The 24,671-nt window shown below is 63.1% G+C and carries 26 protein-coding genes; 15 read left to right on the forward strand and 11 right to left on the reverse strand.

The window, feature by feature from the left end; genetic code table 11:
• Positions 1-79: 79 nt before the first annotated feature.
• From HHL27_RS00200 to HHL27_RS00220, 5 genes are all read left to right on the forward strand, one after another.
• On the forward strand, positions 80-1,345 hold the full coding sequence (locus tag HHL27_RS00200) for a heavy-metal-associated domain-containing protein (RefSeq protein WP_240959206.1): 1,266 nt from the start codon (positions 80-82) through the stop codon (positions 1,343-1,345).
• Positions 1,346-1,382: 37 nt separating this feature from the next.
• Positions 1,383-2,009: an HdaA/DnaA family protein gene (locus HHL27_RS00205; RefSeq protein ID WP_169491384.1), complete on the forward strand. Its 627-nt coding sequence runs from the start codon at positions 1,383-1,385 to the stop codon at positions 2,007-2,009.
• A 64-nt stretch (positions 2,010-2,073) separates the two neighbouring features.
• The gene (gene epsC / locus HHL27_RS00210) at positions 2,074-2,796 is read left to right on the forward strand and encodes a serine O-acetyltransferase EpsC (protein ID WP_169491385.1); all 723 of its coding nucleotides are present in this window, start codon (positions 2,074-2,076) and stop codon (positions 2,794-2,796) included.
• A 41-nt stretch (positions 2,797-2,837) separates the two neighbouring features.
• A complete protein-coding gene (locus tag HHL27_RS00215; protein WP_338114782.1) occupies positions 2,838-3,167 on the forward strand; it encodes a DUF2794 domain-containing protein in 330 nt (109 codons plus the stop codon).
• Between the two features lie 23 nt (positions 3,168-3,190).
• On the forward strand, positions 3,191-3,508 hold the full coding sequence (locus HHL27_RS00220) for a hypothetical protein (protein WP_169491386.1): 318 nt from the start codon (positions 3,191-3,193) through the stop codon (positions 3,506-3,508).
• Here the strand turns inward: HHL27_RS00220 and HHL27_RS00225 are convergent.
• Both HHL27_RS00225 and HHL27_RS00230 read right to left on the reverse strand, forming a co-directional pair.
• The gene (locus HHL27_RS00225; protein ID WP_169491387.1) at positions 3,495-4,118 is read right to left on the reverse strand and encodes a DUF4328 domain-containing protein; all 624 of its coding nucleotides are present in this window, start codon (positions 4,116-4,118) and stop codon (positions 3,495-3,497) included. The genes HHL27_RS00220 and HHL27_RS00225 overlap by 14 nt on opposite strands.
• Positions 4,119-4,205: 87 nt before the next feature.
• Positions 4,206-5,114 carry an SDR family NAD(P)-dependent oxidoreductase gene (locus tag HHL27_RS00230; protein ID WP_169491388.1) on the reverse strand — a complete coding sequence of 303 codons (909 nt, stop codon included), beginning with the start codon at positions 5,112-5,114 and terminating at the stop codon, positions 4,206-4,208.
• Positions 5,115-5,297: 183 nt separating this feature from the next.
• Between HHL27_RS00230 and HHL27_RS00235 the strand changes: the two genes are divergently transcribed.
• Positions 5,298-6,752, forward strand: a complete 1,455-nt coding sequence (locus tag HHL27_RS00235; RefSeq protein WP_169491389.1) for a porin — start codon at positions 5,298-5,300, stop codon at positions 6,750-6,752.
• A gap of 18 nt (positions 6,753-6,770) precedes the next feature.
• Here HHL27_RS00235 and HHL27_RS00240 read toward each other — a convergent pair whose 3' ends face one another.
• Both HHL27_RS00240 and HHL27_RS00245 read right to left on the reverse strand, forming a co-directional pair.
• Positions 6,771-7,871, reverse strand: a complete 1,101-nt coding sequence (locus tag HHL27_RS00240; RefSeq protein WP_169491390.1) for a branched-chain amino acid aminotransferase — start codon at positions 7,869-7,871, stop codon at positions 6,771-6,773.
• Between the two features lie 414 nt (positions 7,872-8,285).
• Positions 8,286-8,837 (reverse strand): hypothetical protein, encoded by a 552-nt coding sequence (locus HHL27_RS00245; RefSeq protein WP_169491391.1) that lies wholly within the window; start codon positions 8,835-8,837, stop codon positions 8,286-8,288.
• Positions 8,838-8,919: 82 nt separating this feature from the next.
• On the opposite strand from HHL27_RS00245, the gene HHL27_RS00250 reads away from it, so the two are divergent.
• The 3 genes from HHL27_RS00250 to HHL27_RS00260 all read left to right on the forward strand — a co-directional run bounded on the left by HHL27_RS00250 (position 8,920) and on the right by HHL27_RS00260 (position 10,668).
• A complete protein-coding gene (locus HHL27_RS00250; protein ID WP_240959291.1) occupies positions 8,920-9,630 on the forward strand; it encodes a TlyA family RNA methyltransferase in 711 nt (236 codons plus the stop codon).
• Between the two features lie 100 nt (positions 9,631-9,730).
• Positions 9,731-10,285 carry a TspO/MBR family protein gene (locus HHL27_RS00255; RefSeq protein WP_169491392.1) on the forward strand — a complete coding sequence of 185 codons (555 nt, stop codon included), beginning with the start codon at positions 9,731-9,733 and terminating at the stop codon, positions 10,283-10,285.
• Positions 10,286-10,380: 95 nt separating this feature from the next.
• Entirely contained in the window at positions 10,381-10,668 is a 288-nt protein-coding gene (locus HHL27_RS00260; protein ID WP_169491393.1) for an accessory factor UbiK family protein, read from the forward strand.
• A 176-nt stretch (positions 10,669-10,844) separates the two neighbouring features.
• Here HHL27_RS00260 and HHL27_RS00265 read toward each other — a convergent pair whose 3' ends face one another.
• The gene (locus HHL27_RS00265) at positions 10,845-12,188 is read right to left on the reverse strand and encodes a PAS domain S-box protein (RefSeq protein WP_169491394.1); all 1,344 of its coding nucleotides are present in this window, start codon (positions 12,186-12,188) and stop codon (positions 10,845-10,847) included.
• 90 nt (positions 12,189-12,278) lie between these two features.
• Complete coding sequence (locus HHL27_RS00270) at positions 12,279-13,487, reverse strand: trans-sulfuration enzyme family protein (RefSeq protein ID WP_169491395.1); 1,209 nt, start codon at positions 13,485-13,487, stop codon at positions 12,279-12,281.
• Positions 13,488-13,594: 107 nt separating this feature from the next.
• On the opposite strand from HHL27_RS00270, the gene HHL27_RS00275 reads away from it, so the two are divergent.
• Positions 13,595-14,890, forward strand: coding sequence for a phospholipid carrier-dependent glycosyltransferase (locus HHL27_RS00275; protein ID WP_169491396.1), 1,296 nt, complete (start codon positions 13,595-13,597; stop codon positions 14,888-14,890).
• 21 nt (positions 14,891-14,911) lie between these two features.
• Here HHL27_RS00275 and HHL27_RS00280 read toward each other — a convergent pair whose 3' ends face one another.
• Genes HHL27_RS00280 through HHL27_RS00290 form a run of 3 tightly spaced genes read right to left on the reverse strand, consistent with a single transcriptional unit; the run spans position 14,912 to position 17,726 of the window.
• Positions 14,912-16,039, reverse strand: coding sequence for a glycosyltransferase (locus HHL27_RS00280; RefSeq protein ID WP_169491397.1), 1,128 nt, complete (start codon positions 16,037-16,039; stop codon positions 14,912-14,914).
• A gap of 11 nt (positions 16,040-16,050) precedes the next feature.
• Positions 16,051-17,106, reverse strand: a complete 1,056-nt coding sequence (gene leuB / locus HHL27_RS00285; RefSeq protein WP_169491398.1) for a 3-isopropylmalate dehydrogenase — start codon at positions 17,104-17,106, stop codon at positions 16,051-16,053.
• A 14-nt stretch (positions 17,107-17,120) separates the two neighbouring features.
• Complete coding sequence (locus HHL27_RS00290; RefSeq protein ID WP_169491399.1) at positions 17,121-17,726, reverse strand: recombination protein O N-terminal domain-containing protein; 606 nt, start codon at positions 17,724-17,726, stop codon at positions 17,121-17,123.
• An 89-nt stretch (positions 17,727-17,815) separates the two neighbouring features.
• On the opposite strand from HHL27_RS00290, the gene apaG reads away from it, so the two are divergent.
• From apaG to HHL27_RS00305, 3 genes are all read left to right on the forward strand, one after another.
• Entirely contained in the window at positions 17,816-18,214 is a 399-nt protein-coding gene (gene apaG, locus HHL27_RS00295) for a Co2+/Mg2+ efflux protein ApaG (RefSeq protein ID WP_169491400.1), read from the forward strand.
• A gap of 66 nt (positions 18,215-18,280) precedes the next feature.
• A complete protein-coding gene (locus HHL27_RS00300) occupies positions 18,281-19,087 on the forward strand; it encodes a LysR family transcriptional regulator (RefSeq protein ID WP_169491401.1) in 807 nt (268 codons plus the stop codon).
• Positions 19,088-19,206: 119 nt separating this feature from the next.
• Positions 19,207-21,165, forward strand: a complete 1,959-nt coding sequence (locus HHL27_RS00305; RefSeq protein ID WP_240959208.1) for a putative bifunctional diguanylate cyclase/phosphodiesterase — start codon at positions 19,207-19,209, stop codon at positions 21,163-21,165.
• A gap of 15 nt (positions 21,166-21,180) precedes the next feature.
• On the opposite strand, the gene HHL27_RS00310 is transcribed toward HHL27_RS00305, so the two are convergent.
• Complete coding sequence (locus HHL27_RS00310; protein ID WP_240959211.1) at positions 21,181-22,410, reverse strand: multidrug effflux MFS transporter; 1,230 nt, start codon at positions 22,408-22,410, stop codon at positions 21,181-21,183.
• A 117-nt stretch (positions 22,411-22,527) separates the two neighbouring features.
• Between HHL27_RS00310 and dinB the strand changes: the two genes are divergently transcribed.
• On the forward strand, positions 22,528-23,688 hold the full coding sequence (gene dinB / locus HHL27_RS00315) for a DNA polymerase IV (protein ID WP_169491403.1): 1,161 nt from the start codon (positions 22,528-22,530) through the stop codon (positions 23,686-23,688).
• Here the strand turns inward: dinB and HHL27_RS00320 are convergent.
• Complete coding sequence (locus tag HHL27_RS00320; protein WP_169491404.1) at positions 23,667-24,119, reverse strand: NUDIX domain-containing protein; 453 nt, start codon at positions 24,117-24,119, stop codon at positions 23,667-23,669. The two genes, dinB and HHL27_RS00320, sit on opposite strands and share 22 nt — an antisense overlap.
• A gap of 43 nt (positions 24,120-24,162) precedes the next feature.
• On the opposite strand from HHL27_RS00320, the gene HHL27_RS00325 reads away from it, so the two are divergent.
• Positions 24,163-24,651 carry a hypothetical protein gene (locus HHL27_RS00325; protein WP_169491405.1) on the forward strand — a complete coding sequence of 163 codons (489 nt, stop codon included), beginning with the start codon at positions 24,163-24,165 and terminating at the stop codon, positions 24,649-24,651.
• Positions 24,652-24,671: the final 20 nt, after the last annotated feature.

Raw genomic sequence — 24,671 nt, forward strand, 5'->3', positions numbered from 1 at the left:
CCTTTGGGCAAAAGCGCCCATCTCATCGGGAGCCGGGAGGAAACTTCGTTTCGGCACCCTTGCGCATCGCGGAGTTCCCTTGGCCGTCTTCACCTTGCCGAATCGAGCATTTCGCCCGCGCAAGGCGCTGCTCGTGCTGGGCGGCGGCGTGGCGCTCGCGCTGGCAGGCGCCGGGCTTTATGCGCAGATCGAAGGCGATCGCGGGATACCGCCGATCGCCAGCACCGGCGATTTCGAGATCTCGGGAATCGAGGTCAATGCGACCGGCGACAATGCCGAAGCCGCTCGCGCCGCTGGCTGGCGCGAGGCGCAGCGCAAGGCGTGGGAGCAGCTCTGGGCCAAGAACGGCTTGGGCGGCGGCACCGCGCCTGCGCTCGACGCCGGAACGCTCGACGGCATGGTCTCGGCGATCGTGGTCGAGAACGAGCAGATCGGACCGCATCGTTATATCGCGACGCTGGGCGTCATCTTCGACCGTGCCCGCACCGGCGGCTACCTCGGCATGCAGGGCCAGGTGGCACGCTCGGCGCCGATGCTGGTGATCCCGGTGCTGTACCAGGGCGGGGTCGGATCGGTGTTCGAGACGCGTACCCCCTGGCAGAAAGCCTGGGCCGAGTTCCGCACTGGCGAAAGCGTGATTGATTACGTCCGCCCGACGGGTTCGGGCGCCGATTCGCTGTTGTTGACCGAAGGCCAGATCACGCGTCGCAGCCGTAACTGGTGGCGCATGATTCTCGACGAATTCGGTGCGGCAGATGTGGTGATCCCGATAGCCCGGTTGCAGCGCGAATTCCCGGGAGGACCAGTCCACGGGACTTTCAGCGCCCGCTATGGTCCGGACAACCGGTATCTCGGCAGCTTCGAAATGACAGCAGTGAGCGAGGACAAGCTGCCGGCGATGCTGAACGAAGCGGTCAAGCGGATCGATGGCCTTTATGCTGCAGCGCTGGCTGCCGGAAAGCTGACGCCCGATGCCACGCTGGTGGTCCAGCCGCAGATCGATCCCAAGCTGGTTGATGAAGTGCTGGCCAAATCGGGCCCCGTGGCAGCCGGGCCCGTGGCGGGCGTCGAAAGCGCGCCGGTCGCCGCTGCCACGACGGCATCGCAGACCCAGACCTTTACCGTGCAGTTCTCGACGCCGGACGCGGTCGCGCTCGATGCGGGCCTCGCCGCCGTGCGCGCGGTGGCGGGCGTGCAGGGGGCAACGGTCTCCTCGCTCGCCATAGGCGGCATGTCGGTCATCCGTGCGACTTACGCAGGCGATCTCGAAGCGCTTTCCGCCGGGTTGAAGGCCCAGGGCTGGAAGGTCACGCAGGGTGCGGGCGCGATCGTGATTCGCAAGTAGCCGCGGCCGAACCAGACCGCGCCGAAGTTGCATCAGCATGAGCCAGATCGCTCTTCCTCTGACTACCCTATCTGGCGCGGGCCGGATCGTGACGGGGCCTTCGCTTGAACCGGTCATCTGGGCGCTTCAGTCGAGTGCGGATTGGCCATTCCATACCGCCGTGCTCGCGGGCCCGGCGCGGTCGGGCAAGAGCCTTCTGGCGCGGTGGTTTGCCGACAGCGGGGTGGGCGATGCCATCGACGATGCCGATGATCTTGACGAAAACGCCCTGTTTCATCGCTGGAACAGGGCGCAGGCGGATGGCCGGGCCCTGCTGCTTGTCACCAGCCGCGCGCCCGGCGAATGGCGCATCGCATTGCCGGACCTTGCCTCGCGCATCGGCGCTGCCCTGTTGCTCGAAATCGCGACGCCGGACGACCTGCTGCTTCGCGGCCTGATCGAAGAGCATGCGATGCGACGCGGGCTTGTCCTTGGCGAGGGCGTGCTTGCTTGGCTTTTGCCGCGCATCGAGCGCAGTCATGCTGCGGCAGAGGCTCTGGTGCAGACAATCGACAGGCTCTCCCTTGAGCGCAAGGCGCCCGTCACCATATCCCTTGCGCGCGACGCCTTGGCAGAGCGCGTGCATGGCGCGGTCGGGGGCGAATTCCAGCCGCGCTTGCTGTAAGGGGAAAAGGGCTAGCCGCGCTGCGCTTGCCTTGCAGAAAGAAACAGGGAAGGATTGCGGCGCCATGTTCGACAGCTTGATCGCCTATCTGGATTCAATCCGCGCGCGAGACCCGGCACCGCGTTCGCGCTGGGAAATCCTGCTTTATCCAGGGCTATGGGCAGTCGGGCTTCATCGCGTCGCGCATTGGCTGTTTGAAGCAGAGCTCTATTTCATGGCTCGTCTCATCAACCACTTCTCCCGCTTTCTGACCGGGATCGACATCCATCCCGGCGCCAAGATCGGGCGACATCTGTTCATCGACCATGGCTTTACCGTGATCGGCGAAACAGCCGAGATCGGTGACAATGTCACGATTTACCAGTGTGTCACGTTGGGCGGTACCAATCCGGCCAATGGCGTGCCGGGCAAGCGGCACCCCACGTTGTGCGACAACGTGATCCTCGGATCGGGCGCACAAGTGCTGGGGCCGATCACGGTGGGCGCTCGCGCGCGCGTCGGCGCGAACGCGGTGGTGACCGATGACGTGCCCGAAGGCGCGACGATGATTGGTTTGAAGGCGCGTTCGACGCTGGTGCCGGTGGAAACCTGGCTCAAGGACTTCATCCCTTACGGCACGCCCTGCAAGGAGCCGTGCGAGCCGGTTGGCGGCTCCGGCGGAAGCCGCGTCGAGGAGCTCGAGGCCGAGGTTGCGCTGCTCAAGGCCCAGGTAGCAGCCTTGCTCGCGCGCGAAACGCCCGAGCCTGAGCCTACCAGCACGACACCCCGGCGGAGGAGCCGCAGCTGAGCGCAAACGCGCCCGATTCCGCAGGTGGCGCGGCCAATGTCGTGCCGCTTCCGATTGCCCGGCCCGTTCAGCAGGTCGGCTTCGATCGTCCAGAGCTCATGCGCATCCTCGACCTTTATGGCCGCATGGTCGCCGCAGGCTTGTGGAAGGACTACGCGCTCAACTTCGACCGCGATGCTGCGAGCTTTTCGGCCTATCGCCGGAGTGCCGAGCGCGCGACCGCCCGGATCGAGAAGCGTCCCGCGCTGCGTCAGCGCCAGGGCATGTGGGCGCTTTATGGCGAAGCGGGGCAGGTGCTCAAGCGCGGGCACGATCTGGCCAGCGTGCTTTCGCCGCTCGAGCGCAAGCTGCTCAAGGTCGTCGAGGACTGAGCATTCGTTGGATTGCGCCAGTCATGGCCGTTGTCGCATTGGCGGATGTGTCTGCCTGCTCCAGCCCTGTCCAGCCGGGCAAGGCCGAGCATGCGGGGCGCAAAGTCCTGCGTGTGCTCTATCGTGATGACAAGGTGCTGATGCTGGTGACGTTGCCGGCCAAGCCCGGTGATCCGCCGGTGCCGAGCGATTGCGCGACACCGCTGCTGATCGATCCGGCAAGCGGTGCGGCAAAAGCGATCACGGCAAGCGAGATGTCGCGGCGGCTGAAGTCGATGCAACTGGCGGCGGCAACGCGCGGCACCTGTGACGCGGCCAAGGATACGCTCAGGCGAAAGTAGCGGCGGTGCTTGCGCCACCTTGCGAACTGGTGACTGCGTCGACGATCCGGGCGAAGAACAACCCTGCGGCAAAAAGCGCAACGACCCCGACGACATCGAGCACGATCGCCATGCTGGTACCGCCGATGGATTCCGTCCTGGCGGACATCGACAACGCGATGTTGCCGACGATCCAGGCGCTCCACCAGCGCACCAGCAGCGGATCGGTCGTGGTTCCAACGCTTCCATCCGTTCCGATGCTTGCGGCCCAGATTTCCTTCATCGCGCCCAAAGGCTTGAACAGATTGGCGATCGGCAGGAAGTACCAGCCCCAGGCACCGGTCGGCGAATGGCGCATGGGGACGCCACGTTCGGCAAGGTTTGCGCTCGCCCGGTGCAGCCACATCGCCGAGATAATTACGCAAAGCAGGGCAGAGGCCAACTGCACGAGCGCAATTGCGACGCTGGTGGCCAGGGCGGGGCGAGAAGCCCGCTGCGGATCGGCAAGGCCCAGTCGGTCGCAGAGGACAACCAGGGCAAGCGATACGCCGAACAGGGGCAGCAGCCATTGCAGCCGGCTGGCAAGCTTTTCGAGCCGGGCCTGCTGCGGCGCTGCAGGTTCGTCAGCCATCCGGTATTCTCCCGCCCATTCTATTGCGCCACAGCTTAGGCACGTTCTGATGAACGGCAAGGACTAGCCAAATGAAAGGGCGCGCGCTCAGGCTTTCAGCGTTGCGGCGAGGGCATTGAGGATCACTGCAGACTGCTCGCCTCCGGACTGGGGCACGAAGTCTCCGGTGCGGTCAGAAATGCGGTCCCATGCGGCGGCAAAGCCTTCCAATGTCTGCTCCTCTTCGGAAAGCACCACTGGCGGGTTCATAGTGACCCACGAGCAATGAAATGCCCCGCCGCCAGCACCGACGATGGCGTTGCTCGGCGCATCTTCGGAGACGAGATACAGCGCTGCCGGGACGACCTTCTCCGGCGAGAAGGCAGCGAAGGCGGCTTCGGGGAAAATGTCCTCGGTCAGACGCGTTGCAGCGACGGGAGCCAGCGTGTTGACGCGGATATTATACTTCGCGCCTTCCAGGTAGAGCGTCTTGGTCATGCCCGCGACGCCGAGTTTTGCGCCGCCGTAGTTGGTCTGCCCGAAATTGCCGAACAGGCCCGTCGACGAGGACGTCATGAGGATGCGGCCATACCCCTGCTCGCGCATCGTATCCCACACGGCCTTGGTGGCAAAGGCGGAGCCGGTGAGGTGCACCTTGACCACCGTTTCGAAGTCCGCAGCGTCCATCTTGGCGAAGCTCTTGTCGCGCAGGATCCCGGCGTTGTTGATCAGGATGTGGACGCCGCCCCACTTTTCCTTCGCGCGCGCGACCATTTCCACCATCTGCTCGATCTCGGTCACGGAGCCGCCGTTGGCCATGGCCTGGCCGCCCATCTCCTCGATCTCCTGGACTACTTTCAACGCGGCATCGGAATGGCCCGTACCATCGCGCGTGCCGCCCAGATCGTTGACGACGACCCGGGCGCCGCGGCGCGCCAGTTCCAGCGCGTAGTCGCGGCCGAGACCTCCGCCAGCGCCGGTGACGATTGCCACGCGGCCTTCGAACGAAATGGTCATCGATGGGCTCCTGTCTGATGGGCGGCGAAAGGCGCGATCCCTGCTTGGGCGGTGCCATGAAGCGCCGTGCAAGGCAACGCCCCAGCGGCGGCAACAAAACGTCACAATACCGTCAGCCGAAAGTCAAAAACATGTAACAATACCTTCATAGCGCAGCCCGGTCATTCGAGGGGACCGACCACCATGGCTGCCAAGCGTCTTTCCGTCATTGCCCTTGCCGTATCGCTGGGATGGACAAACCCTGCCCATGCGCAGGGCGAAAATCTTGCCACGCTGCAATTGCAGATTGCCCAGATGCAGGAGCAAATGCGGGGGCAGATGGCAGCGATGCTGGCCATGCAGCAGCAGATCGAAGCACTGCAGGGGAAGCTGGCGAGCGCCACAAATCCGGTGCCGGCGACCTCGCCACTGGTTGCCGCCCCGACGCCGCAGCCCGCGCCGCTCGCGTTGGCGGCGCTGGGTGGGTCGAGTGGGACCTCGCCGACCGCTGCGGACAAGCCCAAGCCAAAGGCCTGGTATGATCGCCTGCAGTTGCGCGGCTATACCCAGCTGCGTTTCAACGAGATCATATCGGGAGACAAGACCGCGCCCGCCGGCCAGTCGCGCCTGCGTTCGGTGCACGACGGTTCGATCTCCGACCGCAGCAATTTTTCGCTGCGCCGCGTCCGCGTCGTCCTGCAGGGCGAGATATCCGACCGCGTCTCGCTCTATCTCCAGCACGACTTCGCCAGCGCGGTCTTGGGGCAGCAGGCGGGCGAGCGGCGCGAAGGCTTCGGCCAGCTGCGCGATGCCTATGCCGATGTCTTCCTCGACCGGCACAAGACGTTCAAGGTCCGCCTCGGCCAGTCGAAGGTGCCATACGGCTGGGAGAACATGCAGTCCTCGTCCAATCGCCTGACGCTCGATCGCAGCGACGGTATCAACAGCGCGGTGCCCGGCGAGCGCGATCTTGGCGTGATTGCCTTTTTCACGCCGCGCACCATGCAGAAGATCTGGGACGAGCTCACCAAGGAGGGGCAGAAGACCTTCGGCAACTATGGCGCTTTCGGTATCGGCCTGATGAACGGGCAGGGCACTAACAAGACCGAGCAGGACAACGCCCTGATGCAGGTGGCACTGGTCTCGCTGCCGTTCCGCGTTGGCGACCAGATCTTAGAGGTTGGCGCGTCGGCTATGCGCAACCGCTTCCGCCCCGAACTGCGCAGCGGCGGCGTCAGCGCCAAGGGCTATGCCGACGATCGCATCGGCGTGCACGCCATGCTCTATCCCCGCCCGATCGGCGTGCAAGCCGAATGGAACTGGGGCAAGGGCCCCGAATTCGACCGCGCCAGCGGGACGATCAAGGAAAAGAAGCTGAACGGCGGCTACGTTCAAGTGATGGGACGCTTTGCCACCGAAGGCGGCAGCACGCTGTGGCCCTATGCCCGCTGGCAACACTATCGCGGCGGCTGGAAGGTCGCGCTCAACGCGCCGAGAGTCGAGACCGACGAGATCGAGGTCGGCCTCGAATGGCAGGCGATGAAGGCGCTCGAACTCACCCTCGCTTACGCACGGATGAGGCGCTCCGAGGCTGACGAACGCCGCCTTGGCCGGGCCGAGGGCAACGTCCTGCGCACCCAGATCCAGTGGAATTACTGAACCTGTGCGCCGGGCGGATCAGGCGATACGCTTGACCCACCCGTGCGTGTCGGCCGCTTCGCCCCGCTGGATCGAGACGAGGCGCTGGCGCAGCTTCTGCGTGAGCTGGCCGGGTCCGCCCGAGCCGATGACGAATTCGCCATCGCGGCTGGCAACCTTTCCGACCGGGGTCACCACCGCGGCCGTGCCGCAGGCGAAGGTTTCGAGCAGCTTGCCCGATGCGGCATCCGCCTTCCACTGGTCGAGGCTGTAGCGGCCCTCGCGAACGGTCAGGCCTTCCTCGGCAGCCAACTTGAGCAGGCTTTCCCGCGTGATGCCGGGCAGGATGGTGCCGGTCAGCTCCGGGGTCAGCACCGAGCCGTCGTCGAACACGAAGAACAGGTTCATCCCGCCCAGTTCCTCGACCCACTTGTGCTCGGCAGCATCGAGGAACAGAACTTGATCATGGCCACGCTCGAAAGCTTCGGCGGTGGGGACGAGGCTTGCCGCGTAGTTGCCGCCGCACTTGGCCGCCCCGGTTCCGCCAGGGGCCGCGCGGGTATAGTCCGAAACCCAGATCGAGACTGCTGGCGCGCCTGACTTGAAGTAGTTGCCAGCCGGGCTTGCGATGACGAGAAACTTGTACTGCTTCGACGGCCGCACGCCGAGGAAGGCTTCGGATGCGAACATGAACGGGCGCAGATAAAGCGAGCCGCCATCGACAGTCGGGAACCAATCCTTGTCGACAAGCACCTGCTGGCGGACGGCTTCGACGAACAGGTCTTCCGGCAGTTCTGGCATGGCCAGGCGCCGGGCCGAGGCATTGAAGCGAGCGGCATTGGCTTCGGGGCGGAAAAGCGCGATGCCGCCGTCGGCCAGGCGGTAGGCCTTCAGCCCTTCGAAGATCTCCTGCGCATAGTGCAGCACGGCAGCGGCAGGATCGAGCGGGATCGGACCATAGGGCACGATCCGGGCGTCGTGCCAACCGCGCCCTTCGGTATAGTCGATCTCGACCATGTGGTCGGTGAAGGCGCGACCGAACCCCGGGTCCGCCAGCACGGCAGTCCGCGCATCCACCGCCAGCGGGGCGGGATGCGGGTGGCGCGTGAAGGTCTGGCTGGTTTCGGCGTCGGTCGCCATCGCTCGGATGTCCTTGCTGGAATCGTAATGGAGCGCGCTCCGTGAACGATTATTGCGCAAGACGCAAGCATAATGTAATAAATGTGAAGGGCCGCGCCGGTCAATCCGGAGCGGCCCTTCGCATGGTCAGCGGCCGGAAGTGCCGCCCACGAAGCCTTTATCGCTTAATCGAAACTCAGCGATAATGCCTCGCGCGGGACTGTACCGACCTCTCTGCTGAACCATGAGACATCGGATCACCTCCTTTCGCGCTGTTGAGCCAAAGTCGCCGCTCTCGCGGCTGGATCGAAGCACCACGTCATCGCCTCGATCTTGAACTCAATGTGATTCATCCAGTCGCCAACAACAAGTCTTGCGTGAAATTATTTTGCCGTCAGGATAGCCGCTTCGCGCCGATGGCCAGATAGCCTCTCCTCACGCTTTTCGACAATCTTCGACGACCCGCCCGATCTCTGCCCAGGCAGGCAGGTACAGAGTGGGCAAGCCGTTGATATCGATTGCAAAGCGGCCACGGCTGAAGGCGAAAGCATCAAGCAGTCGATCATTCCTTGCAATTGCGATCGCTAGCATCGGCACGGCGCCGCCGCTGACCGGCACGGCGCTTGTGTTGCGCGTCTCGCTTGAGGTGGCGATCGACGCGGGGACGGGGGCCGAGGCCGAACCGTTGCGATAAAAGGTCACCGTTGCATTAGGCCGATCGCAGCGCAGCAACGCCAGCGTCGCGCCCCCGTTCGAGACGAACCGAGCCTCGCTGCCGTTTCCGAGCGGAGCATAGACCCAATCACCGGGCGTCTGGGCAGCATCACGCCAATCCTTCGGAGCGGCTCTTTCTGCGATTTTAGAGGGAGGCGGCGCTTGAGTCGGTTTTGGCGCCGGTGCTGCCGGGGGAGGCGGGACGGGCGCGGCGACGCATCCCGCCAATGCGACGGAAAGGAGCAGCGGCAGGCCTGTGCGGTTGATCTTCATGCCCGGCTTATGGAAGAGAGACCGGGTGACCTCAACCCGTCCCCCGAAGAGCCCAGCCGGAGCGAAGCAGCGTGTCGACCAGATGCTGGTAGACAGAGGGCTGGCCGAAAGCCGCACCCGCGCGCAGGCTCTGATCCTGGCCGGCGTCGTGTTTTCGGGGGAAACCAAGATCGCCAAGGCGGGTCAGCCAGTTTCCGCCGAGGCACCGCTTGAAGTGCGTGGGCGGGACCATCCATGGGTTTCGCGCGGCGGAATCAAGCTTGCCCACGCGATCGATCATTTCGGTCTCGATCCCGACGGTGTCGTGGCGATGGATATCGGCAGCTCGACGGGCGGGTTCACCGACGTCCTGCTGCAGAAGGGCGCCAGCCATGTGTTCGCGGTGGACTCCGGGACAAACCAGCTCGCCTGGAAACTGCGGCAGGACGCGCGGGTGACGGTGCTTGAGCAGACCAGCGCGCGCATCCTTACCGCCGCGCACATCGATCAAGCGGCAAGCTGGGTGGTTTGCGATGCAAGTTTCATAAGCCTGCGCAAGGTGCTCGAGGTGCCGCTGGCGTTGGCGACACGTCCGACGCAGCTCGTGGCCCTGATCAAGCCCCAGTTCGAAGTCGGGCGAAGCGAGGTCGGCAAAGGCGGAGTCGTACGCGACCCTGCATTGCACACCCGCGTTTGCAACGAAGTGCTGGAATGGCTGCAGGAAGAGGGCTGGGCGGTGCAGGGGGTCGTCGAAAGCCCGATCACCGGACCGGAAGGCAACGTCGAGTTCCTGATTTCTGCGACGCACGATTGACTTTGCGCGGATTGTCGGCGGAATTGTGCGGTGAATGGAGCTGCGCCAGCGTCGGCCGGCTCGAACCTACGAATCGATTGGGGGTCGCAGTTCGGGTACCATGAGATATCTCGCTTCTCCTGCGCAGTTGCGCGCCAGCCTTTTGCGCTGGTCGCTGTTCACCGTTCCGCTGGTACTCGGGCTTGGCATGCTTTCGGGCATCGCGGCCGGGAGTGGTCCTGCCAACGCGTGGTTCGCGGTGCTGAACAAGCCAGTGCTCTATCCCCCGCCGGCAACGTTCGGGATCGTGTGGAGCGTCCTCTATGTTCTGATGGGGGTGGCCCTGGCGATGATCATCTCGGCGTGGGGTGCACGCGGCCGGACTGTCGCGATCATCTTCTTCGCTGTGCAGTTGCTGCTCAATCTTTCGTGGAGCCCTGTGTTCTTCGGCCTGCACCAGACGACGCTTGCCCTGTGGATCATCCTCGCCATGGTTCCGCTGGTGCTGGCGACACTCTTCATCTTCTTCCGCATCCGGCCGATCGCTGGGCTGCTGCTGGCGCCTTATCTCGCTTGGATATGCTTTGCTGCCTTTCTCAACTGGCAGTTCGTGGTGCTCAATCCCGACTCCGAGCAGATAAAGAATTCGGGGGCGGCGGTCCGCGTCGAGCTCTGAGCGTCTTGCGGATGCAGGGGCACGAGACCATTTAAGGAAGCGAAAGCGCTGCGCCAGCTTTTGGCACGGCCGAGAACGTTGCGAAGGGCACGAGAATGCAGAGCGATAACCCGCTGATCGCCGATTTCGTCAAGTTGCTGAACGGTGCGGCCGGGACCTTTGCCGGGATGAGCCGCGAAGCTGGCGCGACCGCGCGCGAGAAGCTGCGGGAGGCCATGGGCGGCCTTGACTTCATCAGTCGCGAAGAGTTCGACGCTGTGAAGGAGATGGCGGCGACGGCTCGTGAGGAAGTAGAGACGCTGAAGGAGCGTCTTGCCAAGCTGGAGGGTGCCGCGGCTTCATCGGACCCTGCCGAGAGCGCGAGCGACACGGCGGTAGGCTGAAGGATCGGCCATCCGCGCAGGCGGGAAATATCTCGATCGGCGGAAGGTAGGGGTCTCCTCATGTGCTGGAGACCCCGGTCGCGTGTTTAGACCTTGGGGCAGGGCCGATAGGTATACCCTGATCGAGCGCGATCGCACATCGCTCTGGTGGGGCGTTTTTGCAGCAAGTTGTCTTCTCAGCTCGACAAGGAACGAGCGATGGCGCCATCGCACTCCAGCCGCCAGACGAGCCCGCTCGGCTCGTAATTCAACGACACGTCCGCCTTCAGGCTCCGCATGGGGATGTGCCGGATCAGCGTGGTGCCGAATCCCGACCCTTCGGGCACGCTATCGACGGCTGGTCCGCCGGTTTCCCGCCATTCGATCCAGAGCCGATCATTGTCGGTCCGCTCCCACGATAGCCAGACTTCGCCGCCCAGTTGCGACAAGGCGCCGTATTTCAGAGCGTTCGTGGCAAGTTCGTGTAGCGCCATGCCGATAATTTCGGCGCTGCGCGGAGACAGGTCGAAGTCGGCTCCGCATGTCTTCACGAAGCTGCGGCTCTCGCGCCCAAGGATCGCCAATTGGGCGTCCACTAGATCGGCAATAGGGATCGTTGCCCAACCACGTTTGACCAGAAGGTCCTGATTTGCCGAAAGCGAGGCAAGGCGGTTCTCAAACCGCTCCAGAAACGTGCCGTCTGCGGCGCCTGACCGCCTGGCGAGTGCCTGAACGACCGAGAGCATGTTCTTGGAGCGGTGATTGACCTCCATCAGCAGGACACGGATCTGCTCTTCCTTCTCGAGCATCTCCGTCACGTCGGTGTTCGTGCCAAACCAGTTGACGATGTCGCCATTGTTGTCGTGGATCGGCTTTGCTCGAGAGAGAAACCAGCGGAATTGGCCATTGGCGCCGCGCAGCGGGAAGGTGTCTTCCCAAGTCTTGCCCAGTCCGATGCAGGTGCTGAAATGTTCGCGCACGCGTTCAACGTGATCAGGGTGGTGCACGGCAGTCCAGCCCCAGCCCTTCATCTGCTGGAATGTGGTGCCAGTGTAATCGTACCAGCGGCGATTGTACCAGATCAGGCCCCCATCGGGTTCGGCGATCCATGCCAGCTGCGAGATATTGTCCGCAAGCATGCGGAACTTGAGTTCGCTTTCGTCGCGCGCGGCTTCGACCCGGTGCCGATCGGTCACGTCGCGCGCGATCTTGCTGGCGCCTATGATCTGCCCATCGGGTGCCAGGATGGGCGAAACCGTCAATGAAACCTCGAGCACGGTACCATCCTTGCGCATGCGGATCGTCTCGAAGCTGCGGACCCGCTCGCCGCGAGCGATCCGCGCCAGAATGTCGTTCTCTTCTCCCTCGCGATCCGGAGGAATAATTCTGCGGATGGACTGCCCGATCATCTCGTCTTCGGCCCAGCCAAAGATGATGGTTGCAGCCGGATTCCAGCTGATGACGGTTCCATCCAGCTGCATGCTGATGATGGCGTCGTCGGAAGACTGGACGATCGCCGAAAGATGAGCTTCCGCCAGCAATGCGCGTGCTCCAATCAACCCCGCCCGCACGCAGTCTACGCTGCGGCTGGGGCGATGCAATATTTTAAATAATACTTATTTGCCAGATTGTTAAAGTCCAACGGCAGCGAGCGCCTGGTCCAGGTCCGCGATGACATCTTCGGGATCTTCAAGCCCGACGTTGAGCCGCAGCATGCCTTCGCCCACGCCCATGTCAGCACGGGTTTCGGCCCCCACGCCATGGTGCGTGCTCGAGGCCGGATGGCACATCAGCGAACGCGAATCCCCGATATTGTTCGAGATATCAACGAGCTGCAACGCATCGAGAAGTGCGTGAGCCTGCTTGCGACCACCGTCGAGTTCGATGGACAGGATTCCGCCGCCAGCCTTCATCTGCTTCTTGGCCAGTGCAAACTGCGGATGGCTTTCGAGGAAGGGGTAGAGGACGCGCGGCACGCGAGCCTCGAGGAAAGTCGCCACTTTCAGCGCATTCTCGCTCTGGCGGTGGATGCGCAGATCCAGTGTTTCGAGCCCCTTGAGCACGACCCAAGCGTTGAACGGCGCGCAGTTTGGGCCCGTGTTGCGCTGGAACGGCAGCAGCACGTTGTCGATGAAGTCCTGCGAACCGCAGACCGCCCCGGCGAGAACGCGGCCCTGGCCGTCCATCATCTTGGTCGCCGAGTAGGCTACGACGTCTGCGCCGAAGTCGAGCGGGCGTTGCAGCGCGCTGGTGGCAAAGGCGTTGTCGACCACGGTGATGATACCGTGCTTGCGGGCGAGCGCGCAGACGAATTCGAGGTCGACCACATCCATCGTGGGGTTGGCCGGGCTTTCAAAGAAGAACACCTTGGTGTTCGGCTTGATCGCAGCTTCCCAGGCAGCGTTGTCGCTCGCATGGATGGTTGTTCCCGAAATGCCGAAGCGGGGCAGCAGGTTGTCGACGAGCCACCGGCACGAACCGAAAGCAGCCTTGGCGGCCACAACATGGTCACCGGCGGAAAGCTGGCAGAGGAGCGCGGTGGTCATCGCGGCCATGCCGCTCGCCTGCGCACGGCATGCTTCCGCCCCTTCGAGGATGGCGATCCGCTCTTCGAGCATTTGCACGGTCGGATTTTGCAGGCGGGAGTAGGTCATCCCGTCCTCTTCACCTGCAAACCGCGCGGCGACGGTGGCGGCATCGTCATATGTGTAGCCAGACGTCAGGAACAGCGCCTCGCTCGTTTCGCCCATCTCCGAACGCCACGTTCCTGCGCGGATCGCCTGGGTTGCGGGACGCCAGCTGGCGGTGATCGATCTGTCCTGACCTGTGGTGCGCTTCATGATCTGTGCCTTAGTTTCGCGCGACCCCGCGTGCAAGCGCGCGAGAACCTGACGCCAAGCGGGCGGGATTGCGCCCTGGTACGGTCATCGCCTATCTGCCCAACGACATGACGGTTTCCCCCAAATCGGCGCAGCAGCGCGATCCCCTGCCGTGGCTTCTGGCGATCACCGTGGCCTTTTTCGCGCTGGCGCTGCATCGCATCGCGATTCCGTCCAAGACGATGTTCGATGAAATTCACTACCTTCCGGCGGCTCGACGCCTGATCGACCTGACGCGCAGGTACAATCCGGAACATCCGCTGCTGGCCAAGGAAATGATTTCCCTTGGTATCCGTGCATTTGGCGACAACGCCTTTGGCTGGCGCTTCCCGAACGCGGTGCTGGGCACGATCGGCCTGTTTGCGGCGACGCGCGCGATGTGGTGGGCGAGCCGGTCGCGCAGTGCGACAATTCTGTTCGCGGTCCTTCTGGCAACAAACTTCATCTGGTTCATCCTCAGCCGTATCGCGATGCTGGACATGACGATGCTGGCGATGATGGCGCTGGCATTCTGGCAGTGGGCGCTCGCGTTTCGAAATGACCAGCGCACGAATGGACGGCTTCATCTGATCCTGTGCGGCGTTTTCCTTGGCCTTTCTCTCGGGGCCAAGTGGAACGGCGCGCCCTTGCTTGTTGCGCCGGGCTTGCTGTTCGCCTGGGAGCGCTGGCAGGCGCTGAAGGGATCTGAGCGCCGGTATTTTCTGACGGCCCCAAAGGCGGGACCGGTGTTCGGCGTTTCGTTGCTTGAGGCGGGGCTTTGGCTCGGCCTGCTTCCTGCTGTCGTGTACCTGGCGACCTTCGCGCCCGCGTTCTTCTACAAGGTGCAGCCCCTGACGCTGCGGGGTCTGATCCCGTGGCAGGGTTATATGCTGCAGCTTCAGGACAGCGTGGTGAAGCCGCACACCTACATGAGCCGGTGGTGGCAATGGGTGTTCAATATTCGGCCGATCTGGTTTCTTTACGAAAACGTCGACGGCGCGCAGCGTGGCGTGCTGATGCTGGGTAATCCGTTCACGATGCTCGCCGGATTGCCAGCGCTGGCATTCTGCGCCTGGGATGGAATGCGCGGCGATCGCCTGCGGCGCGGCATCGTCCTGCTATACATACTTGCGTTGGTGTTCTGGGCGCTGAACGGCAAGCCCGTACAATTCTATTATCACTATGCCTTGGCCAGCGTGTTCCTGGTCGCTGCGCTGTCCATTGTGCTGGCAGAGTGGTGGGAAGCGGGCCGACGGTGGCCGGCCTACCTCGGGGCCGGCCTCGCGTTCGCACTTTTTATAGGCTTCTACCCGATCCTGTCCGCCGGAGCCCTTCCGCGCGCCAACTCATATGTCGACTACGCCTGGTTGAAGAGCTGGCGATAGGTCATCGGGAGGGGAAGATCATCAACCGTACTTGCCCCAGACGAACTTGCTGGAAAGTGCGAAGTTCCAGACCGACCCGAGCACGATTCCGATGATCACGGCAACGAAATCGTGGAAACCCATTGCCTTCAGTGCTGCGGCGGATCCGACATTCGTCAGAAGCCCGAGCGAGCACGTCATGGCGAACTTGGCCCAGCCGCGCATGAGTGGAGCAAAGCCGCGCAAGCGCTTGTCCGAATAGGTCAGCTCGTTGTTGAGCACGAAATTGAAGGTCATCGCCACGATGGCGGCAAGGGTATTAGCGATGTTGAACGTGGTCTCGCCGGACCAGTGGCCATAAACGAACCTCTCGCCCAGCAGAACGCGCAGGAGCAGGTAGAGCATGCCCATCTGGACGGCGACGCCCAGTGCGCCGACCGTTCCGAAGAGGGCAAACCTGGTGGGAATGATCCGGCCAAGCCACTTGTCGTAAAGGCCGATCAGGAATTCGAAGACGACGGTGCGATCGAGCTTAGACTCGCCTTCCATTCGTGCAGCGAATTTGAGCGGGAATTCCTTCACGCGCAGCGGCGCATCGACGGTGGCGAGAATATCGAGAAGGATCTTGAAGCCCACACCCGAAAGGCGGTGTGCGTCCGCGCGCAACGTCTCGGCGCGCAGCATGAAGAAGCCGCTCATCGGGTCAGACAGCTGGACACCGGTGACCCGTCGTGCAAGCCGATTGGCCATGCCCGACGCCTTGACCCGATCGGGGCGGCCCCAAGCTTCGGTGCTGGCGCCCTCTGCAAAGCGGCTCGCATAGGCGACGTCCCAATCACCGCCGGTGACGGCGGCAAGCATCTCGGGCAGCAGCTTGGGATCGTGCTGTCCGTCGGCGTCCATCACCGCCACCACGGGCGCCGCCGTCGCGCACATGCCCTCGATGGCGGCAGACGCGAGGCCACGGCGACCAATGCGCTCGATAACGCGGATGCGGGGATCAGTCAGCGACAAGCGCCGTGCCTCGTCCGCGGTGCCATCGGGGCTGTGATCGTCGACGAAGATCGCTTCCCAGACAATGCCGGCGAGCGCGGAATCGAGGCGTTCGACCATGAGCGCGATGTTCTTGCGCTCGTTGTAGGTCGGCAAAATGACGGCGAGTTGCAGCATGACGCGCGCGCTTACAGGCGTTCGAGCACCGCGTCACCAATTTCCGTCGTTCCGGCCGAACCGCCGAGGTCCCGTCCCAGGACGCCGTCTTCGAGCGCCTTGCCGACAGCAGTCTCGATTCGGTCTGCCTCCGCTGACTTGCCGAGCGAATGGCGCAGCAACATAGCCGCAGAGAGTATGGTAGCCATCGGGTTGGCGAAGCCCTTGCCGGCGATGTCCGGGGCAGATCCGTGGATCGGCTCGTACAAGCCGAAAGTTCCGTGAGCCGTCTGCCGTTCGCCGAGGGATGCCGAGGCGAGCATGCCGATCGAACCGACGCACATGCTTGCTTGGTCCGAAAGAATATCGCCGAAGAGGTTGCCGGTCACAACCACGTCAAACTGTCCGGGATTGCGCACCAGCTGCATCGCGGCGTTGTCGACATACATGTGCGTCAGCGTCACATCCGGATAGTCCGCGGCCGTTTCGATCACGACATCGCGCCAAAGCTGGCTCGTCTCGAGGACATTGGCCTTGTCGACCGAGCAGAGACGCTTGCCTCGACCCTGTGCGGCGCGGAAGGCGACGTGGGCGATCCGGCGCACTTCGCTTTCGCTGTAGGACATGATGTCATAGCCTTCGCGCGAACCGTCCGGCGCGGTGCGAAAGCCCTTCTCGCCAAAATAGACGTCGCCGTTGAGTTCGCGCACGATCAGCAGGTCGATTGCCGAGGCCACTTCGGGCCGAAGCGCGGAGTGGTCTTCCAGTCCCTTGAACACCTTTGCCGGTCGCAGATTGGCGAAAAGGGTCAGCTCCTTGCGCAGGCCCAGGATGGCCTGCTCCGGCCGCAAGTGACGTTCAAGCGCGTCACAGTCTGGATCCCCTACGGCGCCGAACAGGATGCCATCCGAATCCCGTGCAATGTCGAGCGTGGCCGAAGGAAGCGGGTGACCATGCGCCTTGTAGGCAGCGCCCCCGACAGGAGCTTCCTGAAGCGAAATGCCAAGGTCCAACGCTTCGATCACCCGAACCGCTTCCCGCGTGACTTCGGGACCGATGCCGTCGCCTGGCAGAACCGCAACCTTCATGGAAAAACCCCTCGCTAGCGCTCGATGCGCCTCAGGCGATCGAGCAGAATCGTGCGCAGCCCCATAACATCGCCGGTTCGATCGGCAAGAAGCCGGTTCCCGATCGCCCTGCCTTGTCGATCAAGCCGCTCGATTAGTTGAGACCACGATTCTTCTGTCGGCGGCATGCCGGCAAGGCCGTACCCGACCTCGCGCAGGAGCAGGGCTTCATACCCAACGAGAGCGCGGGCCCAGCCCCGTGCCGAGGGAGCATGGCAAATCGCATCGAGCAACGCGGCAAGCGCTTCATACAACGCAGCATAAGGGTGCCCCTCGGGCAGGGCGGCAGCGGTTAGGGCGGTGGCCCAGCTGATCCCGCCGCTTGCCAGCGGTTCGCCTAGCCAGGGGCCGCGGCTCGTGACAAGCTCGAGCCGCGCTGTTGGAAGTTGGCTGGCCGCTCTGGTTCGTATCTCGACATCGACGATATTTCCGGGGATCAGAACCGGGCGCAGGTCTCGTCCCTTCGCGCCGGGTATATATGCCGCCTGCAAGCCTTGCTCGGAGGTAAGAAGTCGTACAATTGCCCCATGCTCGCCATGCGCGCGCACCGAACACAAGATCGCAAGGGCGCGAAGGTTCATTGCACCGCTGTGCGTTTGATCGGGAACGGTGGCAAGCCCGACAATTTATGTCTTTGGAACGCGGGGCCTTGTGGAGTAGTTTGGTAGCCATGAAACAGCTTTTCCAGCATGCCGCGGTGACGGAAGGGGTAATCGTGCGGGTCGCGGTAAACTTCCTTCCCGAGCAGTCGCGCGTCGATGCGGGAAAGTGGTTCTGGGTCTACCACATCCGTATCGAGAATGATGGCGACCAACCGATCCAGCTGTTGACCCGGCATTGGCGCATCACCGATGGGCGCGGTCTCGTCAACTTCGTCGATGGGGACGGCGTGGTGGGTGAGCAGCCCTTGCTTCGCCCGGGACAATCGCACGACTATGTGTCCGGTTGCCCGCTCGGCACGCCGCAGGGCAGCATGCAGGGCCATTACACGATGCAGCGTGCCGATGGGACATTGCTGGAAGTCGCCATTCCGTTCTTTCCGCTGGCAGCTCCGGCTACGGCCAGTTGATCGTGCTGCAACGGACCTGCGCCTGACGGATTGACAAGCACGGCGCGGCACCGGAAGGGAGGCGCCATGAAGCGGACGCATCTGCCTCTCAATGGCCTTCGCGTGCTCGATGCAGCAGCGCGTCATCTGTCGTTCACCCGCGCCGCGGACGAGCTTGCCGTGACGCCCGCAGCCGTAGGACAGCAGATCCGAGCCTTGGAGGACCTTCTTGGGGTGGTGCTTTTTCGGCGCACATCCAAGGGGCTTGAGCTGACCGACGAAGCCGCAGCCGGCCTCGACGCCATTAGGGAGGGCTTTCTGCGCTTCGAAGAGGGCGTGCAGGCGATGCAGGCTGGGCAATCCAGCCACGTCTACACGATCGCTTGCCCACGGGATTTCTTTGCAGCGTGGCTTTCGCCGCGCCTCGCTGCGTTCCGTGTCGAACACCCACAACTGCGTTTCTTCCTCGTCGGCGGGGATGGAGACGTCGATTTCACGGAAGCCAATCTGGATCTGGCGGTGCGCTGGGCAGAGGGGCCGGGGGAACTCGAGGGTATACCCTTGGGAGTCTCCGACACGGTTGTCGTCAGCGCGCATGACGCTTCAGCCGACGCGCCGTGGATCGGCTGGCCGGGTGATCCCGCACCGGACGGCGAAGCGCGTGATGTCCAGTTCTCGGTCGGTGACGCCGGCACCGCGATAAGCGCGGCCGCTGCGGGCCTTGGGCGCGCTCGTGTTCCTTTGCTACTTGCCCAGGGAGCAATCGACTCGGGTCGGGTCGTTGCGACAGGCCATTCGGAAGCCAGCCGCAAGGGGTACTGGCTTGTCGCACCCCTGCCACAATGGCGGCAAAAGAAGGTCAAAGCCCTTATCGAAGCTTTGTCAGCCGCTTAATCCACCCGATCCCTGCGACAAATTGAAGACAATTCTTGACTTGCCGTTAACCTAGATGGTCCTAATCACGCCATATGGACGAGGCGTATAGGGAGAAGGTGGCAAGCCGGAGGCAGTCCATGGCTGCGGCTCGGCGCGTTGATTTGCGCCGTCTTCTGAACCGTCTGCGCATTTCTTTTCGTCAGCACCAGGGAGACGCGTTCACGCGTGCCTACGCGTTGTCGCTGTCTCGCCGGTTACCACTGCTGTACTTGGTGGTGGTTATCGATCTGGCGCTTCTAGCTTGGCGATTCTACGATCGTGCCCCGCTAGTGCTGACCGCGTTCGGGCCAGCGTTTGGTGTGTTTGGCGCGTCGCGGGCAATCTATTGGATGCCGAACCGCGTCGGCCGCCGCACAATCGAGCAGCTCCGCCACGACTTGGCCCGCATGGGGCGGATCGGCGGCTTCGCTGGTCTTCTGTTTGTAGGATGGGGGCTTTCGCTCTATCCCTACGGAGACAGCAACGCCCGAAGCCTGATCCACTACCTGCTTGCGGTCACGACCATATCGGGTGTCCTCGGCCTCGCCCATGCGCCGCAGACCGCGCTGCGAATCGCACTTTCGATCGTTGTGCCAAGCAGCCTGTTCTTCCTGCTCGCCGGGCACCCCAACGCTGTCTATGTTTCGTTGGTGCAGGTCATGGTGACGGTCATCCTGCTTTCCGTGACCTACGGCCATCATCGTGATTTCGTCCGGCTTGAACTGTCGCGCCAACAACTCATGCGCCGCGAACGTCAGACGGCGGCGCTCGCGAGCGAGGCTCATATGCTGGCGACAATCGATCCGCTGACGGGCGGCCTCAATCGCCGTGCCATTCTCGATCGACTTGACCGGGAAGCGTCTCATTCACAGCCCGGCGAGGCCAAGCCTTGGCTTGCCCTGATTGATCTCGATGGCTTCAAGCACGTCAACGATACGTACGGCCACGCTGCTGGCGACGAGGCGTTGAAGACAATTTCGCGGCGTATCGGCGAACTGCCGTTCATCCTCGCTCATGGACGTCTAGGCGGTGACGAGTTCGCCGTGATCTTCGATTCCGGACTCGAAGGGCCGGATGTCGCAGAGGCAGCTTGCGACCTCGTAGGCACGATACGGACCGAGATTCCGCACAATGGCGCAAGTCTTCGCCTTAGCGCATCGGTTGGCCTTCATCGTCTGTGCCATGAAGGGGTCAGCGGTGCGCTAGAGCGGGCAGATGCCGCGCTCTACAAGGCGAAGGATCGTGGAGACGGTTCCGTCATGCTGTTCGGGCCTGAGGATGAAGCGGCCTTGCAGGCAAGGATCGATGCAACGCGCAGGTTCAACGACTGCGCGCTCGAGGACCGGCTGAAGTTGCTTTACCAGCCGATCTTCGACGTGCCGGATGGACGCATCGTCGCGGTTGAGGCTTTCGCGCGTTGGTCGCCAGATGGTGTGACATGGCAAAGCCCCGCCACTTTCCTGGCGATTGCCGAAGCGACGCGGCGAACCGGGGAGCTGACCCGGCTTGTGCTGGCGCGCGCTCTCGAGGAATGCCGCCCGGCGGAGACGGGGGTCGGCATATCGGTCAACCTTTCCCCGCGCGATGTCGTGCGCGAAGGCGTTGCTGCGAACATCGCCGCGATCGTCAGGAACGCGGGTGCGTCACCGCAAAGTGTAACGCTGGAGGTTACCGAGCGGGCGATTCTGGCGGATCCGCGGCGTGCAGCCTTGCAGTTGCGTGCGTTTCGCGATTTCGGCTTCCGCATCGCGCTGGATGACTTTGGGGCCGGTTGGTCCAGCCTTTCGCAGCTGCGCGATCTTCCGCTCGACATGGTGAAGCTCGACCGTGCTCTCACGGCGGCGTTGCCTTCCGATCCTGGCGCGTGTGCCATTGTCGGAATGATCGTGTCATTGTCCTGGCAACTGGGAATAGACTGCATTCTCGAGAGCGTAGAGAGCGAAGAGCAAGTCGCTGCCGCTCGCGCGCTCGGCATTCGGCTGATGCAGGGGTATCATTTCGGTCGCCCGGCTACGATTTCCGAAGCGTTGGCGGTTACCCGGCGCGAGGTGGCCTGAACGGACCCGGCTTGGTCAATGGAAGTCGATGACCGTCTCGCGTGCAGAGCCGGGTGGAAGTACGCGCCGGAACAGTCGCCCGTGCTCGCTCCACAGCACCAGAACCAAAGACAACGAGCCTCCCACAAGCAGGGACAGGGCCAGCGGCACAGCGGTTCCGTCGTAGGCTTGCCCGACCAGCATGCCGACGAATGAGGCGATCGCCATGCGCAGGAAGGCCTGAACTGAGCTGGCCGCGCCAGCCATGTCGGCGAAGGGCTGAAGGGCGATCGAACTGAAGTTTGCCCCGATGAAGCCCATCAGGCAGACGTTCAGAGCCATCACGGGCAGGAACTGCCAAAGAGTTTCGTCAGGTTGAAGCGCCAGCCAGACCTGCAGACTGGCCGTGACGATGAACGCCAGAAGCGCTGTGTGGGAGACCCGCCGTGCGCCAAACCGTTCGACAATTCGCGAATTGGAGAAGTTTGCAAACGCCAGGGCAGTGCCGGTGATGCCGAAGCAGATTGGCATCATATCCCCCGCGCCGAAGTGCTCGCCGACGAGTTGCTGGACCGAATTGACGTAGCCGAACATGCCAGCCAGCACGAGGCTGGATCCGAGCACGTATCCGATTGAAGCCCGCGTGGTCGCAGCGCGGCTCATATTGGCAGCAATAGTCCTGGGCTGGATCGGTTGGCGGAACTCGCTGTGAAGCGTTTCCTCAAGCCGCAGCCACACCCACACACCCATAATGCTCGACAGCACTGCCAGTGTCGCAAAGATGAAGCGCCAACCTGCAAACAGCAGAATGGTCTGACCCAGCAACGGTGCAAGGATCGGCACGATCATGAAGACCATCGAGACGGTCGACAGCATGCGCGCCATGCGATCTCCATCGTGCCGGTCGCGGATGATCGCACTCGGAACGACGGTCAGGCCGGCGCATGCAAAGCCGTGAAGCACGCGCAATACCAATAGCGCTGTAAAATCCGTGACCAGAGCGCAAGCCACGGAGAGCACGACATAGATGGCCAGGCAGACAAGCGCCACCGCCCGGCGCCCGAATCGATCGGCCAGTGCTCCGGGCACAAGAGACCCGATCCCCGTCGAAAGAAGATAGCTGCCGACAATCAACTGCCGGCGATTTGGATCGCTTACGTGGAGATCGGCGGCAATCTGGCCAAGCGAAGGCAACATCGTATCGATGGCGAGCGCCTGCAGAGCCATCATCATGGCCATCATGGCGATGAATTCGCGATAGCCCATCGCGCTTCTTGCCGAGGCTCCATTGTGATTCTGCATGAGCATTGGCCAGGCCTTAATCAGCGAACTCTCGCCAAGCCAAGCCCTTATGCTGCATCGCGACCTGCTGTATGTAAGCGCATGGCCGAAGTTAGCGATGGCGATATCGGTGATTCCCAGCGCGAGGCAGAGGCCAGCGGACTGCGCAAGATCATCCACGTGGACATGGATGCATTCTACGCCAGTGTCGAGCAACGCGATGATCCGTCATTGAGAGGCAAGCCCGTCGCGGTGGGGGGATCGTCTGGCCGTGGAGTGGTTGCGGCCGCAAGCTATGAGGCGCGGAAGTTCGGCGTCCGCTCGGCCATGCCCTCGGTTCGCGCAGTTCGCCTTTGTCCGGACCTGATATTCTGCAAACCGCGATTCGATGTCTACCGCGCCGTCAGCCAGCAGATCCGTTCGATTTTTCTCGATTACACGCCGCACGTCGAACCGCTCTCGCTGGACGAAGCCTATCTGGACGTGACGGAAGATCTGAAGGGCGTGGGGTCGGCGACGAGGATAGCCGAACTCATTCGAGCGCGTATCCGCACGGACACCGGTCTTACTGCCAGCGCTGGTGTCTCCTACAACAAGTTCCTGGCGAAACTGGCCAGCGATCAGAACAAGCCGGACGGCCTATGCGTCATCAGGCCGGGAGAGGGCGCTGCGTTCGCTGCGGCGCTTCCTGTCAAACGCTTTCACGGAGTGGGCCCGCGTGGAGCCGAAAAGATGGAGCGTTTGGGGATCCAGACCGGTGCCGACCTGCTGGCATTCGATTTAGCCACGCTTCGCGGTCATTTCGGCAGCTTTGCCGATTATCTCTATCGCGCGGCGCGAGGGATCGACTTGCGCGCCGTACGCGCCGACCGTCCGCGCAAGTCTGTGGGCGGAGAAAGGACGTTCGACCGCGATCTGTCGTCGGGGACCGTGCTCCGAGAAACGCTCGAGACAATCATCGATATCGTCTGGGATCGCATCGAACGCAGCGGGGCGCGGGGGCGGACAGTCACGCTCAAGGTCAAGTTCGTCGACTTTCAATCGATGACCCGTGCACGTTCGGCCGCGCATGCAGTGGCCGAAAAGGCTGAGTTTGCGCAGATGGCTCGCGCCATATTGGACTCGATGTTGCCACTGCCCCAGCCGATCCGGCTGATGGGGCTGACACTCTCCGCATTGGAGGGAGCGGAAGATGCGGATGAGGTTGGCCTATCGGCAGCAGCGCCAGTTCCGGGCTCGCCTCAGGCTGAGCTTCCGTTCTGATCCGAACGCCAAGCCTGCCACATACCGATATAGTGGAGTGGCCCTTCGCAAGTGCGTTCAGGCAGAGCATCGAGCGCAAAGAATCGCGCCTCCTTCAATTCTCTGTCATCAATCTGTGGGGCATCGGCTGTGGTCCCGGCGACGAGCTCCGTCACATTGATCCACCCCTGCGCTGTCAGATTCGGGTGCGTGCCGAACCATATGGCATTCTCGAGCACGCAGCCGGTTTCCTCCTGCAGCTCGCGCCTTGCGGCCTGTTCAGGATCCTGACCGCGCCCTATCCCTCCACCCGGCAGCATCCACCAGTCGGGCCGATGGTAGCTGTGCCGGACGAGGAGTACCCGGCCAGCCGAATCGAACACGAGCACGCTGGCCCCGCGAACTCTGAGCTTGAGCATCCCCCATATCCGCAGACGCAGCGGCTGTGCCATGCGCAGGAGCAGCCTGTGTAGCGGTGCGGGAAGGCGAGAGAGCATGGGCAACCCTGTGCTGTACGCGGGCTCGACACAAGTCTGTGCCGGCACGAAACATCATGGTTTTCGATTGGTTAACGTCCTCGACGCGCAGCGTGCGCCCGCACAAGGTCTTGTCATGCTCATCACGTCGCTCCTTGCCGCCACGATCATCGTTTCGTCGCCCGCCCAGCCCAAGCAGCGCGCCGAGGCCCGGCCCTCCGACGAGCAGGCCCTGCGCTGCGCTGCCTCCAACGAGGTTCTGGCTGCAATGCTCGAGACCTCTGCAGACGCGAGTTCGGCCGATCGCGAAGACGCAGCGTTGTTCCGTTCCCGCGCACGCAACTGGCTGGCACGAACGTCCCAGCCCTCGTTCGCGGCTCGCTTCGAAAGCGCAACCGAGGCGTTGGCACGGCAGATTGTCAGCAGCGCCAGTCCCGCAGATGCGCAGGCTCTGCTCGAGAAGCGGCTTGGCGAATGTTTTGAGCCGGACACAGTTTCGCGCTCCTGAAGGGCTGCAAGCATAAGCCA

The organism is Novosphingobium olei, from assembly GCF_012927405.1.
GTDB lineage: Bacteria > Pseudomonadota > Alphaproteobacteria > Sphingomonadales > Sphingomonadaceae > Novosphingobium > Novosphingobium olei.

What these genes read in the sequence shown, in the direction of transcription:
- HHL27_RS00260 (WP_169491393.1), top strand. Translation starts at nt 10,381, where the DNA reads ATGCAGAGCGATAACCCGCTGATCGCCGATTTCGTCAAGTTGCTGAAC.
- HHL27_RS00225 (WP_169491387.1), bottom strand. Translation starts at nt 4,118, where the DNA reads ATGGCTGACGAACCTGCAGCGCCGCAGCAGGCCCGGCTCGAAAAGCTT.
- HHL27_RS00270 (WP_169491395.1), bottom strand. Translation starts at nt 13,487, where the DNA reads ATGAAGCGCACCACAGGTCAGGACAGATCGATCACCGCCAGCTGGCGT.
- HHL27_RS00305 (WP_240959208.1), top strand. Translation starts at nt 19,207, where the DNA reads ATGGCTGCGGCTCGGCGCGTTGATTTGCGCCGTCTTCTGAACCGTCTG.
- epsC (WP_169491385.1), top strand. Translation starts at nt 2,074, where the DNA reads ATGTTCGACAGCTTGATCGCCTATCTGGATTCAATCCGCGCGCGAGAC.
- HHL27_RS00250 (WP_240959291.1), top strand. Translation starts at nt 8,920, where the DNA reads ATGCTGGTAGACAGAGGGCTGGCCGAAAGCCGCACCCGCGCGCAGGCT.
- leuB (WP_169491398.1), bottom strand. Translation starts at nt 17,106, where the DNA reads ATGAAGGTTGCGGTTCTGCCAGGCGACGGCATCGGTCCCGAAGTCACG.
- HHL27_RS00290 (WP_169491399.1), bottom strand. Translation starts at nt 17,726, where the DNA reads ATGAACCTTCGCGCCCTTGCGATCTTGTGTTCGGTGCGCGCGCATGGC.
- HHL27_RS00320 (WP_169491404.1), bottom strand. Translation starts at nt 24,119, where the DNA reads ATGGCACAGCCGCTGCGTCTGCGGATATGGGGGATGCTCAAGCTCAGA.
- HHL27_RS00310 (WP_240959211.1), bottom strand. Translation starts at nt 22,410, where the DNA reads ATGGGCTATCGCGAATTCATCGCCATGATGGCCATGATGATGGCTCTG.
- HHL27_RS00275 (WP_169491396.1), top strand. Translation starts at nt 13,595, where the DNA reads ATGACGGTTTCCCCCAAATCGGCGCAGCAGCGCGATCCCCTGCCGTGG.
- HHL27_RS00235 (WP_169491389.1), top strand. Translation starts at nt 5,298, where the DNA reads ATGGCTGCCAAGCGTCTTTCCGTCATTGCCCTTGCCGTATCGCTGGGA.
- HHL27_RS00255 (WP_169491392.1), top strand. Translation starts at nt 9,731, where the DNA reads ATGAGATATCTCGCTTCTCCTGCGCAGTTGCGCGCCAGCCTTTTGCGC.
- HHL27_RS00325 (WP_169491405.1), top strand. Translation starts at nt 24,163, where the DNA reads ATGGGCAACCCTGTGCTGTACGCGGGCTCGACACAAGTCTGTGCCGGC.
- HHL27_RS00300 (WP_169491401.1), top strand. Translation starts at nt 18,281, where the DNA reads ATGAAGCGGACGCATCTGCCTCTCAATGGCCTTCGCGTGCTCGATGCA.
- HHL27_RS00220 (WP_169491386.1), top strand. Translation starts at nt 3,191, where the DNA reads ATGGCCGTTGTCGCATTGGCGGATGTGTCTGCCTGCTCCAGCCCTGTC.
- HHL27_RS00280 (WP_169491397.1), bottom strand. Translation starts at nt 16,039, where the DNA reads ATGCTGCAACTCGCCGTCATTTTGCCGACCTACAACGAGCGCAAGAAC.
- HHL27_RS00245 (WP_169491391.1), bottom strand. Translation starts at nt 8,837, where the DNA reads ATGAAGATCAACCGCACAGGCCTGCCGCTGCTCCTTTCCGTCGCATTG.
- HHL27_RS00205 (WP_169491384.1), top strand. Translation starts at nt 1,383, where the DNA reads ATGAGCCAGATCGCTCTTCCTCTGACTACCCTATCTGGCGCGGGCCGG.
- HHL27_RS00240 (WP_169491390.1), bottom strand. Translation starts at nt 7,871, where the DNA reads ATGGCGACCGACGCCGAAACCAGCCAGACCTTCACGCGCCACCCGCAT.
- HHL27_RS00230 (WP_169491388.1), bottom strand. Translation starts at nt 5,114, where the DNA reads ATGACCATTTCGTTCGAAGGCCGCGTGGCAATCGTCACCGGCGCTGGC.
- dinB (WP_169491403.1), top strand. Translation starts at nt 22,528, where the DNA reads ATGGCCGAAGTTAGCGATGGCGATATCGGTGATTCCCAGCGCGAGGCA.
- apaG (WP_169491400.1), top strand. Translation starts at nt 17,816, where the DNA reads ATGAAACAGCTTTTCCAGCATGCCGCGGTGACGGAAGGGGTAATCGTG.